The following is a 13,637-nucleotide window of genomic DNA, read 5'->3' as shown; positions in this document are numbered from 1 at the left end:
CGGCCAGCATCCGCGACACGCCCCTTTCCCTGCGCGGCATCATTCGGCGCGCGCCTCCGAGATCGCCGGGCGCAGGCGGGTTTCTATGGAGCGCCGGGTCACGGGGCCGGCCACACGCGTCAGGATGGTGCCGTCGCCATCGACGAGGAAGGTTTCGGGCACGCCGTAGACGCCCCAGTCCAGCGCCATGGCGCCGTCGGGATCTGTGCCCAACGCGGCATAGGGGTCGCCCAGTTCCCGCAGGAAGGCCAGCGCGTTCGTGTTCTTGTCCTTGTAGTTGACACCGTAGACGGGCAATCCGTCGTCGGCCAGCGCCGTCAGGTTGGGGTGCTCGACCCGGCAGGGCGCGCACCAGCTGGCCCAGAAATTGACCAGCTTGAGCTCGCCGTCGCGCAGCATGGCATCGGTCAGGACGATCTTGTCACCCAGGGGGGCGACCTCGGTCACCGGGGCGGGTTGCCCGGCCAGCGCGGTGGGCAGTTCGTCGGTGTCGCCGCTCAGCATTGTATAGGCGAAAAGCCCCGCGATCGCGGCGAAAACCACCGGGGGGATGACCATCAGCGGTTTAGCCATCGCGCCCCGCTTTCTGCCGCTCGACCGTCTCCAGCCAGGTGCGGGCCCGGCGGGCCGCGCGCACGGATATCCAGACCAATCCCAGCACAAGCAGGATCGACACCGCGTAGGCCGACAGAACCTCAACCGCGTATTTGCCCAAGTCGGGGATCATCCGGTCATCCTTGCCTGCAGGGCGCGGGCGCGGCGCAACCGGATCTCCGTCTGGGTGCGCAGGATCACCAGCCCGACGGACAGCAGCACGAAACCGGCGATGCAGACAAGCGCCGGATACCAGAAGACATCGGCGACGTTCTCCTCGGCGTCCAGCGACAGCGAGGCGCCCTGGTGCAGCCCCTGGTTCCAGAAGTTCACGGCATAGCGCGACAGCAGCGCGAAGACCGACCCGACAAGGCAGAGCACGCTGGTCAGGTCGGCGGCGGTGTCGTCATCCTCGATCGCGGTCCAGAGCGCCATGTAACCGAGGTAGAACAGGAACAGGATCAGAAACGAGGTCAGCCGCGGGTCCCAGGCCCACCACGTGCCCCACATGGGCTGGCCCCAGACCGCGCCGGTGAACAACGCGATCAGCGTCATCACGATGCCGATGGGCGCGGCGGCCTTGGCGGCAAGCGCGCTGACATGATGGCGGCGGATCAGCCAGATCAGCGAGGTGACAAGCATCATCACCCAGATATTGATCGCCATCATCGCCGCCGGCACGTGCAGGTAGAAGATCTTGACCGTGCTGCCCTGGCGATAGTCGTCGGGCGTGAAGAAGAACCCCCAGACGAGCCCGATCGTCAGGGTCACGGCAGCCCCCCCCATCACCCACGGCAGGACCGGGGTGGTGGTGGCGATAAATTTCTTGGGGTTGGCATATTCCCAGACCGACATGTTTGTTATCTACCCTCTCGCGCGCGGCGGCTCAATGTCTCTTCACCGCAGATTGACCCGCAGCGCCGCCGCCGTGGCGAAGGGCAGAAGCGCAACTGTGCCCAGCGTGATGCCGCCCTGCAGGACAAGCGCCGTCGCGGCCGAAGCCCCGTCGGCCCCGCGGCGCACGGCCTCGGCCCCGAAGATCAGCGTCGGAATGTAGAGCGGCAGCACCAGCAGCGACATCAGCAGCCCGCCGCGGCGCAGCCCCACCGTCAGCGCCGCGCCGAAGGTGCCGATCATCGACAGCGCCGGGGTGCCGACCGCCAGCGAGACCAGCAGGAAGGCATAGGCGGCCGGGTCCAGGTTCAGCAGGAAGCCCAGCGCAGGCGCGGCCAGCGTGAGCGGCAAACCGGTGGTGATCCAGTGGGCCAGCCCCTTGACCAGCGCCACCGCCTCCAGCGGCAGCGGCGAAGTCGCCAACAACGGCAGCGCGCCGTCCTCGAAGTCCAGCGCGAAGATGCGGTCGAGCGACAGCAGCGCCGACAGCAGCGCCGCCACCCAGAGGATGCCGGGCGCGATGCGCGCCAGCACCTCGGCCTGTGGGCCGACACCGAAGGGCACCAGCACCACGACGATCAAGAAAAACGCCAGGCCGAGGCCGAAGCCACCGCCCGCGCGCACCGCCAGCGCGAGGTCGCGTTTGAGAAGGGCGATCACCGGCCGCCCCCGATCCGGCGCCCGCGCCGAACCGGGGGCGGCCCGGCTGCGGTTCGCCGCGCGCGCCGGATCGACGCCGCGCCCCTCACAGGAAGGCCTCGTCGCTGCCGCCACCCGCGTCGGGGGCGGCGACATAGGGGCTCAGGTCCAGCGTCGGCGCCTCCAGCCCGAGGTCGATATGGGTGGCGATCACCGCGATCCCGCCCTGCCCCAGATGCCTGTCGCGCAGCCAGTCCGCGAACATCTTCACCGCGGCGCCATCAAGCGACACGGTGGGTTCGTCCAGAAAAAGCACGCTGCGCCCGATCACACCCAGCCGGGCCAGCCCGAGGCGGCGTTTCTGCCCGGCGCTGAGCGTGCCTGCTGGCCGGCTGCGCAGGGCGGCGAGGTCGAAATCAGCCAGCACGCCCTCGTCCAGCGCGCCGCCATGGACCGCGGCCCAGAAGGCCAGGTTCTCGGTCACGCTCAGCTGCGCCTTGATGCCGTCGGCATGGCTGGCGTAGGCGCTGCTGTCCTCGGGCAGGGTGATGTCACCGGACATGGCCGGCTGCAGACCGGCCAGGGTGCGCAGCAGCGTCGTCTTGCCCACCCCGTTGGGGCCACGTAGGACCAGTGCCTCGCCCGGGGCGCAGTCGAAGCTGACCGCTTCCAGCACGGGGCGGCCCCCGCGGGCCACGCCCAGGTTTTCAACGTGCAGACTCATCGCGGCACCGATAGCGCACCGCTCAGACGGGCAACAGGGCCAAACCGACGCGGCGCCCCTCGGCCAGCAGGACATTGTAGGTCCGGCAGGCGGCCGGCGAGGCGCTGAATTCCACGCCGATGCCCGCTTCTTCCAACCGGGTCCGCATGCCGCGCGGCAGGTGCGCGATCTCGGCCCCGGTCCCGACAAGCAGGACGTCGATCACCGGGGCCAGGTCGAGCAGCGGATCGACCGCGTCGAGGCCTGCCCAGGCCGCGACCCCCCGCGGCGAGACGAGGACCGCGCCCTGATGCACCTCGCCGCCGATGCGGAAAAACCCGGGGCCGTAGCCGTCAACCGGCTGCGCCTCGTCGAAAACAACTTCGTTCATGCGCATGTTTTACCCCCAGATCGGCAGTCCCATGATCCCGGCCGCCCCGATCAGCAGGTAGGCCGTGCCCCGGTATAGGCCAGCCCGGCCGGGATTGAAAAGCCGTCGGCCAAGATAGGCGCCCAGCGCGTATATGGGCAGCAGAACAAGACCCAGCAGCACGGTCTCGCGGGTGATGACGCCCTGCAGGGCCATGATCGGAAGCAGGGCCAGCGTCGACAGCGACAGCACGACGATGGCATTGGCCCGCGTCCGCGCGGCGGCATCCGGCCCGCCCAGCTGGAACAGCACCAGGACGGGTCCGTTCAGGCCCACCGATCCGCCCAGAAACCCCACGCCCGCGCCCACGCCCAGCCAAGCGGGCAGGCCCGGGCTCTGGCGATAGCGCCAGCCCGACAGCAGCGCGGCCAGCGTGCCCAGCACCACGGCCGAGACCGCCCAGCGCAGGGCCGTGGGGTCCGTGGTGCGCAGCACCCAGACCCCGACGGGTTCCAGCGCCACGGCGGCAGCCAGCATGGTCAGTGCCGCGCGCTTGTCCGCCTGCGGCCAGGCCTGCGGGACGACCGTAGCCATGGCGCCCAGCCCGGCCAGCGCGAACCCGGCGACGGCGACGACCGGGTCCACCACCAGCAGGGCGACGGGCATGAAGATCAGCGCCGCCCCGAAGCCGGTAAATCCGTAGACAAGCCCGGCGATCAGGGCGGTTCCCATGAGACAGGGATCGATCACCGCGGTGCCCGCCCGGCCCGCGCGGGGCCATCAGGCGTCGACATTGCCGAACTGGTTGGCCACCTGCCCGGGGTCCTTCTTCGACCAGTCGCGCTTGACGCCCAGCACCAGAAGCACCGTCGAGGCCACGAAGACCGAGGAATAGGTCCCCACGATCACGCCCCAGATCATCGCGAAGACGAATCCGCGGATCACGTCGCCGCCAAGCACGTAGAGCGAGATCAGTGCGAGTAGCGTGGTCAGCGAGGTCATGAAGGTTCGGCTCAGCGTCTCGTTGATCGAGATGTTGAGAACGTCCTTGAGGTCGCGCTTCTTGTACTTGCGCAGGTTCTCGCGGACCCGGTCGAAGACGACCACCGTGTCGTTGAGCGAATAGCCCACGATGGTCAGCAGTGCCGCGATGATGGCCAGGTCGAACTTGATCTGGAACTCGGAAAAGATGCCCAGGGTCAGCACCACGTCATGCACCAGCGCGGCCACCGCGCCGAGGGCGAACTGCCACTCGAAGCGCATCCATATGTAGACAAGCACCGCGGCAATTGCCAGCAGCACGGCGATGGCCGCCGTCTGGATCAACTCGCCCGAAACGGTGGGCCCCACGGATTCCACCGACGGGAAGCTGACCTGAGGATCAATCTCCTGCAGGGCGCCCTGCACGGTGCTGATCGTCTCGTTGGTGACACTCTCCTCGCCCTCCTGGGCCTGGATCGAGACGGTCTTGACGTTCTGATCCGGCCCGAAGGTGGGATCGAACACCTCGGTGATGGTGACATCGCCGAGGCCCAGCGGTTCCAGCGCGTCGCGATACTCGGCCACTGACACGGCCTGCGGGCTGTCGGTGCGGATCGTCGTGCCGCCCTTGAAGTCGATGCCGTAGTTCAACCCCTGCAACAGGAAGCTGACGACGGCCACGACCACCAGCACCGAGGACAGCCCCAGCCAGAGCCGCGCGCGGCCGAAGAAATCCCAGGCCGTGCCTTCCTTGACCAGCCGCAGGTACTTGCCCGCAAAGAGCTGTTTCGGGCGCTTGCGCTCGAAACACATCACGATCAGCAGGCGCGTCAGGAAGATCGCCGTGAAGACCGAGGTCAGGATGCCCAGCCCCAGCGTGACGGCAAAGCCGCGCACCGGCCCCGCCCCCATGAAGAACAGGATGCAGGCGGTGATGAAGGTGGTGATATTGGCGTCCACGATGGCCGAGAGCGCCTTTTCGTAGCCCAGCTCGATCGCCCGCGCCGACCCCTTGGCCGATTTGCGTTCTTCTCGGATGCGCTCGAAGACCAGCACGTTGGCGTCCACGGCCATGCCGATGGTCAGCACGATCCCGGCAATGCCCGGCAGGGTCAGCGTCGCGCCCAGCACGCTAAGCGCGCCGAAGACCAGCACCAGGTTCACGATCAGCGCGACATTGGCGAAGACCCCGAACAGCCCGTAGCTGAGCACCATGTAGATCAGCACCGCGATGAAGGCGACGATGCAGGCGATCGTGCCCGCCTCGATGCTGTCCTGGCCCAGCTCCGGCCCGATGGTGCGTTCTTCGAGGAAGGTCAGCTCGGCCGGCAGGGCGCCGGCGCGCAGTAGCACGGCCAGTTCCGTGGTCTCTTCGACGCTGAACTGTCCGGTGATGATGCCCGACCCGCCGGGAATATGGCTCTGGATCACCGGGGCGCTGACCACCTCGTCGTCCAGCACGATGGCGAAGGGCGAGCCGATGTTGTCTGCGGTGTAATCGCCGAAGGCGCGCGCGCCCGAGGTGTCGAACCGGAAATTCACCGCGGGGCTGTTGTTCTCGTCCATCGTCGGCTGGGCATTGACCAACGACTCGCCCGAGACGACGGGCGTGCGTTCGACGATGTAGAAGACGCCCTCCTGATCCAGCGAGGGCAACAGGATGTTGCCCGCCCCGGGGCTGGCCTCGGCGTTGGCCGTCCGGCTGACCACCGGGTGGAAGGTCAGCCGCGCGGTGGTGCCGATGATGTCCTTGACCTCCTGCGCGCTGCCCACGCCGGGGACCTGCACGAGGATGCGGGTCGCGCCCTGGCGCTGGATGTTGGGCTCGCGGGTGCCGACCTCGTCGATCCGGCGGCGGATAATCTCCAGCGCCTGGCGCACGGTGCGGTCGTCGCTGGCGGCCTTCTCGGCCTCGGACAGCTGCACCACGATCACCCCGTCGCGGGCCTGAACATCCAGGTCGGTTGCCGTGGCCCCGGTCAGCGACTGAACCGGCTCGGCCAGCCCGCGCACCAGTTCCAGCGCCCGCGGCATGGCCTCGGGGTTCGAGATGCGCACGTGCAACTGCCCCGGCGGCGCGTCCTCGACACGGGTGACGAAACCGAGGGTCTCGCGCTCGGCGGCGAGCACGTCGCGCACCTCGGGCCACAGCGCGTTGATGCGACGCTCGTAGACGTCGGCGACATTGACGTCGGCCAGCAGATGCGCCCCGCCGCGCAGGTCGAGCCCGAGGTTCACCAGCCCGTCGGGCAGGAACCCGGGCCACTGCGCGGCCTGCTGGCGCAGTTCCTCGTCGCTGATGCCCTCGGCGATGACCGACTCGGCATCGTTGGACTGCTCGACCCGGCTGTAGAAGGCATTGGGCAGCGCCAGCATCACCCCGGCCAGCACCATCAGCCAGATGGCGACGCGTTTCCAAAGATCGATCTGCAACATAGGCCTGTGTCCCTGCCGGGCCGCGACCGACCCCCTTTTGAACGTGAAAACGGGGCCGCGCTGGCCCCGGCTGTCAGCCCTCGGCGGGCTCGGTCTTGCTCAGGACCTGCGAGATGGTCGACTGCACCACCCGCACCTTGACGCCCTGGGCCAGTTCGACCTCGAGCTCGTTGTCGTCCTTGACCTTGGTGACCTTGCCGATCAGCCCGCCCTGGGTGACGACCTGGTCGCCGCGGCGCAGCGCCTTGACCATGGCCTGGTGATCCTTGAGCTTCTTCTGCTGCGGCCGGATCAGCAGGAAATACATGATCGCGAAAATCAGCAGCAGTGGCACGAACTGGGCGAGCGCTTCCATCGGGTGTCCTCTCGTTGCATGGCCCGGCGGGCCGGTCGTCTGGGTAGAACGCGCCGGGTGACTGTGCAACGCCCCCGCGCAAGCTTGCATGGGGATATGGGGCAAACGGCCGCCGGGTGCAATGCGTGTGGGTTTCTCGAGCCGGATTTCGCGGTCTCGCGGCCCCGGCCGCCCTTTCCCGCCACCGCGGAATGGGGCATACCGAGCGCGCCATCCAACCGAAGGACCAGACCGATGCACGATATTCGCGCGATCCGAAACACCCCCGATGCCTTCGACGCGGCCCTGGCGCGTCGCGGGGTGGCGCCGGTCTCCGCGCAGATCCTGGCCATCGACGAGGCCCGCCGCGCGAAAATCCGGGCCGCCGAGACCGCCCAGGCCGAGGCCAACGCTGCCGCCAAGGCCATAGGCGCGGCCAAGGCCGCCGGCAATGACGCCGAATTCGCGCGGCTGCGCGCCGAGGTCTCAAATAAAAAGGCCGATATCGCCCGCCTACAGGACGAGGCCAAGGCCGAGGACGCCCAGCTGACCGACCTGCTGATGCGCCTGCCCAACCTGCCGGCCGCAGACATTCCCGACGGCGCCGACGAGGAGGACAACGTCGAGATCAAGCGCTGGGGCAGTCCGCGTGCTTTCGATTTCACCCCGCTGGAGCACTATCAGATCGCCGCCGCCCGGCCCGGCATGGACTTCGAGACCGCCGCCAAGCTTTCGGGCAGCCGCTTTGTGGTGCTGTCGGGTGCCATGGCTCGGCTGCACCGCGCGCTGGCCCAGTTCATGCTGGACTTTCACGTGGAAAACCATGGCCTTGCCGAAACCCTCACCCCTGTGCTGGTGCGCGACGAGATGATGTATGGCACCGGGCAACTGCCCAAGTTCGGCGACGACAGCTATCGCACCACCGACGGCTGGTGGCTGATCCCCACCGCCGAGGTGACGCTGACCAACCTCGTCAATGGCGAAACCGTCAACGCCGACAGCCTGCCGCGCCGGCATGTCGCCCATTCCCAGTGCTTCCGCTCCGAGGCGGGCAGCGCCGGGCGCGACACCACCGGCATGCTGCGCCAGCACCAGTTCGAGAAGGTCGAGATGGTCTCGATCACCCACCCCGACGAGAGCGAGGCCGAACACCGGCGCATGACCGCCTGCGCCGAGGCCATCCTCGAGGCGCTCAACCTGCCCTACCGCACGGTCGTCCTGTGCACCGGCGACATGGGCGCGGGCGCGCGGCGCACCCACGACATCGAGGTCTGGCTGCCCGGGCAGAACACCTACCGCGAGATCAGCTCGGTCTCGACCTGCGGCGATTACCAGGCGCGGCGCATGAACGCCCGGTTCAAGCCAGCCGATGGCGGCAAGCCACAGTTCCTGCACACGCTCAACGGGTCCGGCCTGGCCGTGGGCCGGACGCTGATCGCGGTGCTGGAAAACGGCCAGCAGGCCGACGGCGCGGTCACCCTGCCCGAGGCCCTGCACCCCTACCTGCGCGGCAAGACGGGCGTCGCGGCGGATGGCACCCTTGTCTAGGCGCGCCGGCCGCCGAGGACGCCCCACCTGAGTACAGGACACCCCGCGCATGACACAGCCCCGCGCCCTGCTGACCGCCCTTTTCACCCTGACCTTCGTGCTGTCGCCGCTGGTGACAGCCCCCTTCTCGGGCTTTCGCGAAGACCAACTGCCGATCCCCCAGATCGACCCGCCGGTGCAGCCCGCGGGCTACGCCTTCGCCATCTGGGGGCTGATCTACGGCTGGCTGGTGGTCTCGGCGGGCGTCGGCCTCTGGGCCCGGGCAGAGGACCCCGCCTGGGACCGAATGCGCGCGCCGCTGCTGGCCAGCCTGGCCCTCGGCACGCCGTGGCTGTGGGTCGCGAACATCAGTCCCGTCTGGGCCACCGGTCTTATCTTCGCCATGGCCGGCACGGCGCTGTTGGCCGTCCGGCGCAGCCCACCCCACGACCGCTGGCTGGCGCATGCTCCGGTCGCCGTCTACGCCGGCTGGCTGACGGCGGCCGCCTTCGTCTCGCTAGGGTCGACGGCGGCCGGCTACGGCGTGCTGTCCGGGGCGCTTGGCTGGGCCTGGCTGGGCCTGGCCGGGGCGACGCTGACCGCGCTGGCGATGCTCCTGGCCCTGCGCCGGCGGCTGGAATACGCGCTGACCCTGGCCTGGGCGCTCACCGGCATCATCGTCGCCAATGGCAGCGATCCGCTCTCCGTCAGCCTCGGCGCGGCGCTGGCCATCGCACTCCTTGCCGGGGTCGGCGCACTGGCCCCGCGGGCGTCTTCTGGCTGAAAATATCCACGATACCACCGGCGCGTCTTGCACATCCGCCGGGGGCGGCGCGTCGCCTCTCCACTCGGCCGAATGAAAGCGCGCGGAAGCGCCCCGCGGGGTCACGCTAACCGTCGGCGGGGCCTTTGCCCAGATGCTTGCGCAGGCGCGACGGGGTGGACTTCCTGCGGTTCTTGTAGGGGTTCTTGTCGCCCTGCCCGCGCAGGCTCAGCCGGATCGGCGTGCCGGGCATGTCGAAATCCGCGCGCAGCCCGTTGACAAGGTAGCGCGTGTAGCCCTCGGACAGTTTCTCGGGGTTGGAACACATCACGACGAAGGCCGGCGGCCGCGTCTTGACCTGGGTCATGTAGCGCAGCTTGATGCGCCGCCCGCCCGGCGCGGGGGGCGGATGCGCCTCGACCATGCCGCTCAGCCAGCGGTTCAACTGCGCTGTCGTCACCCGCCGGTTCCAGATGTCATGCGCCCGCAGCACGGCGGCCTGCAGCCGGTCCAGCCCGCGCCCCGTCTTCGCCGAGACGGTGACGAGCGGCGCGCCGCGCAACTGCGGCAGCAACCGGTCGAAGGCCTCCTTCAGGCCCGTCAGCTTGGCCTGCTTGTCCGCCTCGATGTCCCACTTGTTGACGGCAACGACCACGGCGCGGCCCTCGCGCTCGGCCAGGTCGGCGATGCGCAGGTCCTGCTGCTCGAAGGGGATGGCAGCATCCAGCAACACGACGACCACCTCGGCGAACTTGACCGCGCGCAGCCCGTCCGAGACCGACAGCTTCTCGACCTTGTCCTGCACCCGCGCCTTCTTGCGCATCCCGGCGGTGTCGAACAGGCGCACCGGGGTGCCGGCCCACGCCATCCTCAGCGAGATCGCATCGCGGGTGATCCCCGCCTCGGGGCCGGTCAGCAGGCGCTCCTCGCCGAGGATCCGGTTGATCAGAGTGGACTTGCCCGCGTTGGGCCGGCCCACAACCGCCACCTGCAGCGGCCGCGCGTCGGTCGGTTGATGCCGGTCCGGGTCCGCCTCGGCCTCGGGGTCGTCGATCGCCACGTCCGTGGCGGGCGCATCGCGGGCGGCGCGCGCGGCATATCCGTCGGCCAGCGGCGTGAGGACCTCCAACAACTCGCCCAGCCCTTCGCCGTGTTCCGCCGACAGGCGCAGCGGCTCGTCCAGGCCCAGGGCATAGCCCTCAAGCACACCGGCGTCCGCCGCGCGGCCCTCGCCCTTGTTGGCGGCCAGGATCACATGCGCCGACGTGCGCCGCAGGATGTCGGCAAAGACTTCATCGGTGGGCGTCACCCCGGCCCGGGCGTCATACAGGAACAGGCAGACATCGGCCATCTCGACCGCACGCTCGGTCAGCCGCCGCATCCGGCCGGGCAGGCTGTCGTCGGTGGCCTCCTCCAGCCCTGCGGTGTCGATCACGGTAAAGCGCAGGTCGCCCAACCGCGCCTCGCCTTCGCGCAGGTCCCGGGTGACACCTGGCTGGTCGTCGACCAGCGCAAGGCGCTTGCCGACCAGCCGGTTGAAGAGCGTGGACTTGCCCACGTTGGGCCGGCCCACGATGGCGAGAGTGAAGCTCATGACGCATGCCCCATCGGATCAGAGGCGCCCGATACACCCTTTGCGGCTCAACGGAAAGCCAGCAATTGCCCCCGCTTGGTCACCACATAGAGCGTGCCGCCTGCCACGACCGGGTTCGAGGTCGCCCCGCCGGGCACCGCCAGGGTGCCGATCAGCGCGCCATCCACGGGGTCGACCTGCCTGATCTGCCCGTCGGACGAGGCCACGATCAGCCGCCCGCCCGCCAGCACCGGGCCGTAATGTTCGTGCCGCGTGCTCTGGCGGCGTTCGCGGCTCTCGACGAAGCCGGGCAGTTCCACCCGCCAGACGGGGCTGCCGTCGGCCGTGTCCAGCCGCAGCAACTCGCCCAGGTCATTGACCAGAAAGATCGATCCGCCCGCGGGCCAGACCGGGCCGACCGCGCCCTCGCCGACATTCCAGATCGGCTCGCCATCGGCCAGCCGCAGCGCCGCCAGGCGGCCCGAGACATTGCCGACATAGACGCGGTCGCCGTCGATGACCGGATCGCCGGCGAGGTCCGCGACTGACGCGGCCGCCCGCCCCGGCCGCTGGCCGGTCACGAAAGAGGTCCAGCGCCGCAGCCCGCCGCGCGGGAAGGCGCCCAGCACTTCGCCTGTGGGCAGGGGAACAACGGCGAGGTCCTGTGTCACCGCGGCCCCCGGGCCGCCGGCGAAATTCGCGGTCGAGGGCGTGCCGGCCAGCGTCCAGCGGACGCGGCCGGTCTCCAGCTCGACCGCCCAGGCGCGGCCGTCGCGCGCGACGACATAGGCCAGCCCGTCGCGGATGGTCGGCGCCGAGGTCCCCGGCGCGTCGAGGTCTTGGGTCCAGCGCTCCGCGCCGGTCTCCGGGTCCAGCGCCACCAGCTCGCCGAAGCCGGTGGTCACCACCAGCGTCTCGCCATCGGTGGCCAGCCCGCCGCCCGAGGCCTCGGAGCGGCGGTCCGAAGCGGGGGCGAGCGCGCGCGCCCAGAGCCTGTCGCCTGCCGTCGAGGTGGCGACGACCTGCGTGCGCGCGTCCAGCGTGAAGATGCGCCCCCCGGCCACGACGGGGTCGGCGGTGATGCGGTGGCGGCGGCTGTCGCCCGCGCCGATGTCGGCGGCAAAGCTCTGTGTCAGGCTCCGGCCCAACGCCGGGTGGGTGATCTCGTGCGTGGGGGTGCCGTTGCGATGGGTCCAGGCCGCGTTCTCGACCGGCCCGGGCAGGGAAATCGGGCGCGCCTGGTTGGCAAAGGGCGCCGCGGCCTGCGTCGGGCGGTCGATGTCGGTGCGGATGTCCAGCCGCTCGCCGGGCAGGATTTCCTCCTGTTCGCCGCAGGCGGCCAGGGTGCCAAGGGCGATCAGCCCCGCCAGAAAGTGATTCACAGTCACGCGTTCCCCCTGTCCCGGCCGCGGGCCCCTTCGCGCGGCCCGATCCGGCCCGCGCCAATCACCAGGCGGGGTCCGGGCCGCATGGTCATTCTCCGCCGGGCAGCGCCAGATCCTCGATCTCGCCGCCCAGCGCCACAATCATCTGCAGCGCCCGTTCGCGCAAGCCCCGCGTTGCCTCGGCGTCCACGGCGATGGCGCGAAACTGCTCGACGGCGGCGTCGGTCTCGCCCTCGTCGACCGCGATCAGCGCCAGTTGCTCCTGCGCGATCATGCGGAAGGGCGCGCCGGGCCGTGACAGCCCGGCAAGCGTGGCGCGGCGGGTCTCGGCATCGCGGACCCCGGCCCCGACCATGGCCCCCTTGAGCGCGGCGAGATCACGGTAGATCGCGGGCACGGCCTCGTCGGTGGCCACGGCCTCGAGCGCGGTCACCGCGCCCTCGGTGTCTCCGGCCTGTTGCAGTTCGGCCGCCGCCAGCATGTTGGACACCGCGACCGAGGCCCCCTCGGGATCAAGCCCCGTCAGTGCCTCGGCGCGGGCCGCGGGCTCGTCGCGGCGGATGGCGGCCAGCATGGCGTCGCCCCGGGCCTGCGCCTCGGCGCGGGCCTCGGCCTTGCGCCACTCGTTGAAGGCGGTGCCGCCGACCAGCACCAGCACCACCGCAACGGCGATCCAGCCATAACGGCGCAGATACTGGAAAAGCTGGTCGCGCCGGACCTCCTCGGTGACCTCGGTGATGAAACTGTCGCTGTCGCTCATGCCTGCCCCATGTGCCGCGCGGCGTGGCGCGGACGTGCCCGTTTCGCCTCTCATATCCCGAAGCCCGCCGCGGAGACAAGGGCGCCAGCCCCGCGATCACCGCTACAGTCCATTTCGCAGGTGCAGAAGACGCCTTGCGGCACGGGCGTAATTTTTCTAAACTAAACTGGTCGGTTCAGATGCTGGCCGCGTAGAAGGACACAGTGGCCGGGTTCAATGGCCGCTCGACCAGAGGAAAGACCCTTTCATGCGCCTGATGCCGATCCTCACCGCCGCGCTGGTGTCCGTATCGCTCTATTTCCTGATTTTCGAGCGCGAGACGGTCCTGGCGATTGCCCAGGTCGATACCGCCGAAGACACCGGCGACCCGGCCGCGGAAACCGGGCCCGACCCTGTCAGCGTGGTGGTCGAAACCTCGCAGGCGCAGCCGGTGGACAGCGCCGTCGTCCTGCGTGGCCGCACCGAGGCAGCCCGGCAGGTGACCGTCGCCGCCGAGACCTCGGGCCAGGTCGTCTCGGAACCGATCCGCAAGGGCGCCTTCGTCGAGGCCGGCGACCCGCTGTGCGAGCTCGACCCCGGCACGCGCCAGTCGACCCTTGAGGAAGCGCGCGGCCGTCTGCGCGAGGCCCGCGCCCGCCTGCCCGAGGCGCAGGCCCGCGTCCCCGAGGCCGAGGCGCG

14 protein-coding genes and 1 pseudogene are annotated in these 13,637 nt (G+C 69.8%); 3 read left to right on the top strand and 12 right to left on the bottom strand.

The features are described from left to right. Nucleotides 1–39 precede the first annotated feature (39 nt). The 9 genes from BU124_RS10600 to yajC form a co-directional block, all read right to left on the bottom strand. Nucleotides 40–573 (bottom strand): DsbE family thiol:disulfide interchange protein, encoded by a 534-nt coding sequence (locus BU124_RS10600; protein ID WP_084863556.1) that lies wholly within the window; start codon nucleotides 571–573, stop codon nucleotides 40–42. Continuing rightward, on the bottom strand, nucleotides 566–727 hold the full coding sequence (gene ccmD, locus BU124_RS10595) for a heme exporter protein CcmD (protein ID WP_084863555.1): 162 nt from the start codon (nucleotides 725–727) through the stop codon (nucleotides 566–568). Before ccmD ends, BU124_RS10600 begins: the two co-directional genes overlap by 8 nt. Further along, nucleotides 724–1,449: a heme ABC transporter permease gene (locus BU124_RS10590; RefSeq protein WP_084863554.1), complete on the bottom strand. Its 726-nt coding sequence runs from the start codon at nucleotides 1,447–1,449 to the stop codon at nucleotides 724–726. The genes ccmD and BU124_RS10590 overlap by 4 nt, the downstream gene beginning before the upstream one ends. A gap of 42 nt (nucleotides 1,450–1,491) precedes the next feature. Further along, nucleotides 1,492–2,148 carry a heme exporter protein CcmB gene (gene ccmB, locus BU124_RS10585; RefSeq protein ID WP_084863553.1) on the bottom strand — a complete coding sequence of 219 codons (657 nt, stop codon included), beginning with the start codon at nucleotides 2,146–2,148 and terminating at the stop codon, nucleotides 1,492–1,494. An 85-nt stretch (nucleotides 2,149–2,233) separates the two neighbouring features. Then, complete coding sequence (gene ccmA / locus BU124_RS10580; RefSeq protein WP_084863552.1) at nucleotides 2,234–2,851, bottom strand: heme ABC exporter ATP-binding protein CcmA; 618 nt, start codon at nucleotides 2,849–2,851, stop codon at nucleotides 2,234–2,236. Nucleotides 2,852–2,873: 22 nt separating this feature from the next. Then, nucleotides 2,874–3,227, bottom strand: coding sequence for an Mth938-like domain-containing protein (locus BU124_RS10575; RefSeq protein WP_084863551.1), 354 nt, complete (start codon nucleotides 3,225–3,227; stop codon nucleotides 2,874–2,876). A gap of 3 nt (nucleotides 3,228–3,230) precedes the next feature. Continuing rightward, entirely contained in the window at nucleotides 3,231–3,950 is a 720-nt protein-coding gene (locus tag BU124_RS10570) for a sulfite exporter TauE/SafE family protein (RefSeq protein WP_245831669.1), read from the bottom strand. Between the two features lie 30 nt (nucleotides 3,951–3,980). Beyond that, nucleotides 3,981–6,617 carry a protein translocase subunit SecD gene (secD, locus tag BU124_RS10565; protein WP_084863549.1) on the bottom strand — a complete coding sequence of 879 codons (2,637 nt, stop codon included), beginning with the start codon at nucleotides 6,615–6,617 and terminating at the stop codon, nucleotides 3,981–3,983. Between the two features lie 73 nt (nucleotides 6,618–6,690). Then, nucleotides 6,691–6,972, bottom strand: a complete 282-nt coding sequence (gene yajC, locus BU124_RS10560) for a preprotein translocase subunit YajC (RefSeq protein WP_084863548.1) — start codon at nucleotides 6,970–6,972, stop codon at nucleotides 6,691–6,693. Between the two features lie 234 nt (nucleotides 6,973–7,206). Between yajC and serS the strand changes: the two genes are divergently transcribed. Both serS and BU124_RS10550 read left to right on the top strand, forming a co-directional pair. Beyond that, nucleotides 7,207–8,499, top strand: coding sequence for a serine--tRNA ligase (gene serS / locus BU124_RS10555; RefSeq protein WP_084863547.1), 1,293 nt, complete (start codon nucleotides 7,207–7,209; stop codon nucleotides 8,497–8,499). A gap of 49 nt (nucleotides 8,500–8,548) precedes the next feature. Next, nucleotides 8,549–9,262 (top strand): hypothetical protein, encoded by a 714-nt coding sequence (locus BU124_RS10550; RefSeq protein ID WP_084863546.1) that lies wholly within the window; start codon nucleotides 8,549–8,551, stop codon nucleotides 9,260–9,262. 106 nt (nucleotides 9,263–9,368) lie between these two features. On the opposite strand, the gene der is transcribed toward BU124_RS10550, so the two are convergent. From der to BU124_RS10535, 3 genes are all read right to left on the bottom strand, one after another. After that, a complete protein-coding gene (gene der, locus BU124_RS10545) occupies nucleotides 9,369–10,835 on the bottom strand; it encodes a ribosome biogenesis GTPase Der (protein ID WP_084863545.1) in 1,467 nt (488 codons plus the stop codon). Nucleotides 10,836–10,882: 47 nt separating this feature from the next. Then, the gene (locus BU124_RS10540; protein ID WP_084863544.1) at nucleotides 10,883–12,202 is read right to left on the bottom strand and encodes an outer membrane protein assembly factor BamB family protein; all 1,320 of its coding nucleotides are present in this window, start codon (nucleotides 12,200–12,202) and stop codon (nucleotides 10,883–10,885) included. Nucleotides 12,203–12,287: 85 nt separating this feature from the next. Continuing rightward, nucleotides 12,288–12,959, bottom strand: coding sequence for a tetratricopeptide repeat protein (locus BU124_RS10535; RefSeq protein WP_084863542.1), 672 nt, complete (start codon nucleotides 12,957–12,959; stop codon nucleotides 12,288–12,290). 247 nt (nucleotides 12,960–13,206) lie between these two features. Here BU124_RS10535 and BU124_RS10530 point away from each other — a divergent pair. Then, a pseudogene (locus BU124_RS10530) lies at nucleotides 13,207–13,637 on the top strand (efflux RND transporter periplasmic adaptor subunit); the annotation flags it as partial.

The sequence above is a fragment of the Salibaculum halophilum genome, assembly GCF_002094885.1.
In the GTDB taxonomy this organism is placed as follows: domain Bacteria; phylum Pseudomonadota; class Alphaproteobacteria; order Rhodobacterales; family Rhodobacteraceae; genus Salibaculum; species Salibaculum halophilum.
The sequence above is the reverse complement of the archived record's forward strand: the minus strand, read 5'-3'. Positions and strand labels throughout refer to the sequence as shown.

What these genes read in the sequence shown, in the direction of transcription:
- BU124_RS10535 (WP_084863542.1), bottom strand. Translation starts at nt 12,959, where the DNA reads ATGAGCGACAGCGACAGTTTCATCACCGAGGTCACCGAGGAGGTCCGG.
- serS (WP_084863547.1), top strand. Translation starts at nt 7,207, where the DNA reads ATGCACGATATTCGCGCGATCCGAAACACCCCCGATGCCTTCGACGCG.
- der (WP_084863545.1), bottom strand. Translation starts at nt 10,835, where the DNA reads ATGAGCTTCACTCTCGCCATCGTGGGCCGGCCCAACGTGGGCAAGTCC.
- ccmD (WP_084863555.1), bottom strand. Translation starts at nt 727, where the DNA reads ATGATCCCCGACTTGGGCAAATACGCGGTTGAGGTTCTGTCGGCCTAC.
- secD (WP_084863549.1), bottom strand. Translation starts at nt 6,617, where the DNA reads ATGTTGCAGATCGATCTTTGGAAACGCGTCGCCATCTGGCTGATGGTG.
- BU124_RS10575 (WP_084863551.1), bottom strand. Translation starts at nt 3,227, where the DNA reads ATGCGCATGAACGAAGTTGTTTTCGACGAGGCGCAGCCGGTTGACGGC.
- ccmA (WP_084863552.1), bottom strand. Translation starts at nt 2,851, where the DNA reads ATGAGTCTGCACGTTGAAAACCTGGGCGTGGCCCGCGGGGGCCGCCCC.
- BU124_RS10590 (WP_084863554.1), bottom strand. Translation starts at nt 1,449, where the DNA reads ATGTCGGTCTGGGAATATGCCAACCCCAAGAAATTTATCGCCACCACC.
- yajC (WP_084863548.1), bottom strand. Translation starts at nt 6,972, where the DNA reads ATGGAAGCGCTCGCCCAGTTCGTGCCACTGCTGCTGATTTTCGCGATC.
- BU124_RS10550 (WP_084863546.1), top strand. Translation starts at nt 8,549, where the DNA reads ATGACACAGCCCCGCGCCCTGCTGACCGCCCTTTTCACCCTGACCTTC.
- BU124_RS10600 (WP_084863556.1), bottom strand. Translation starts at nt 573, where the DNA reads ATGGCTAAACCGCTGATGGTCATCCCCCCGGTGGTTTTCGCCGCGATC.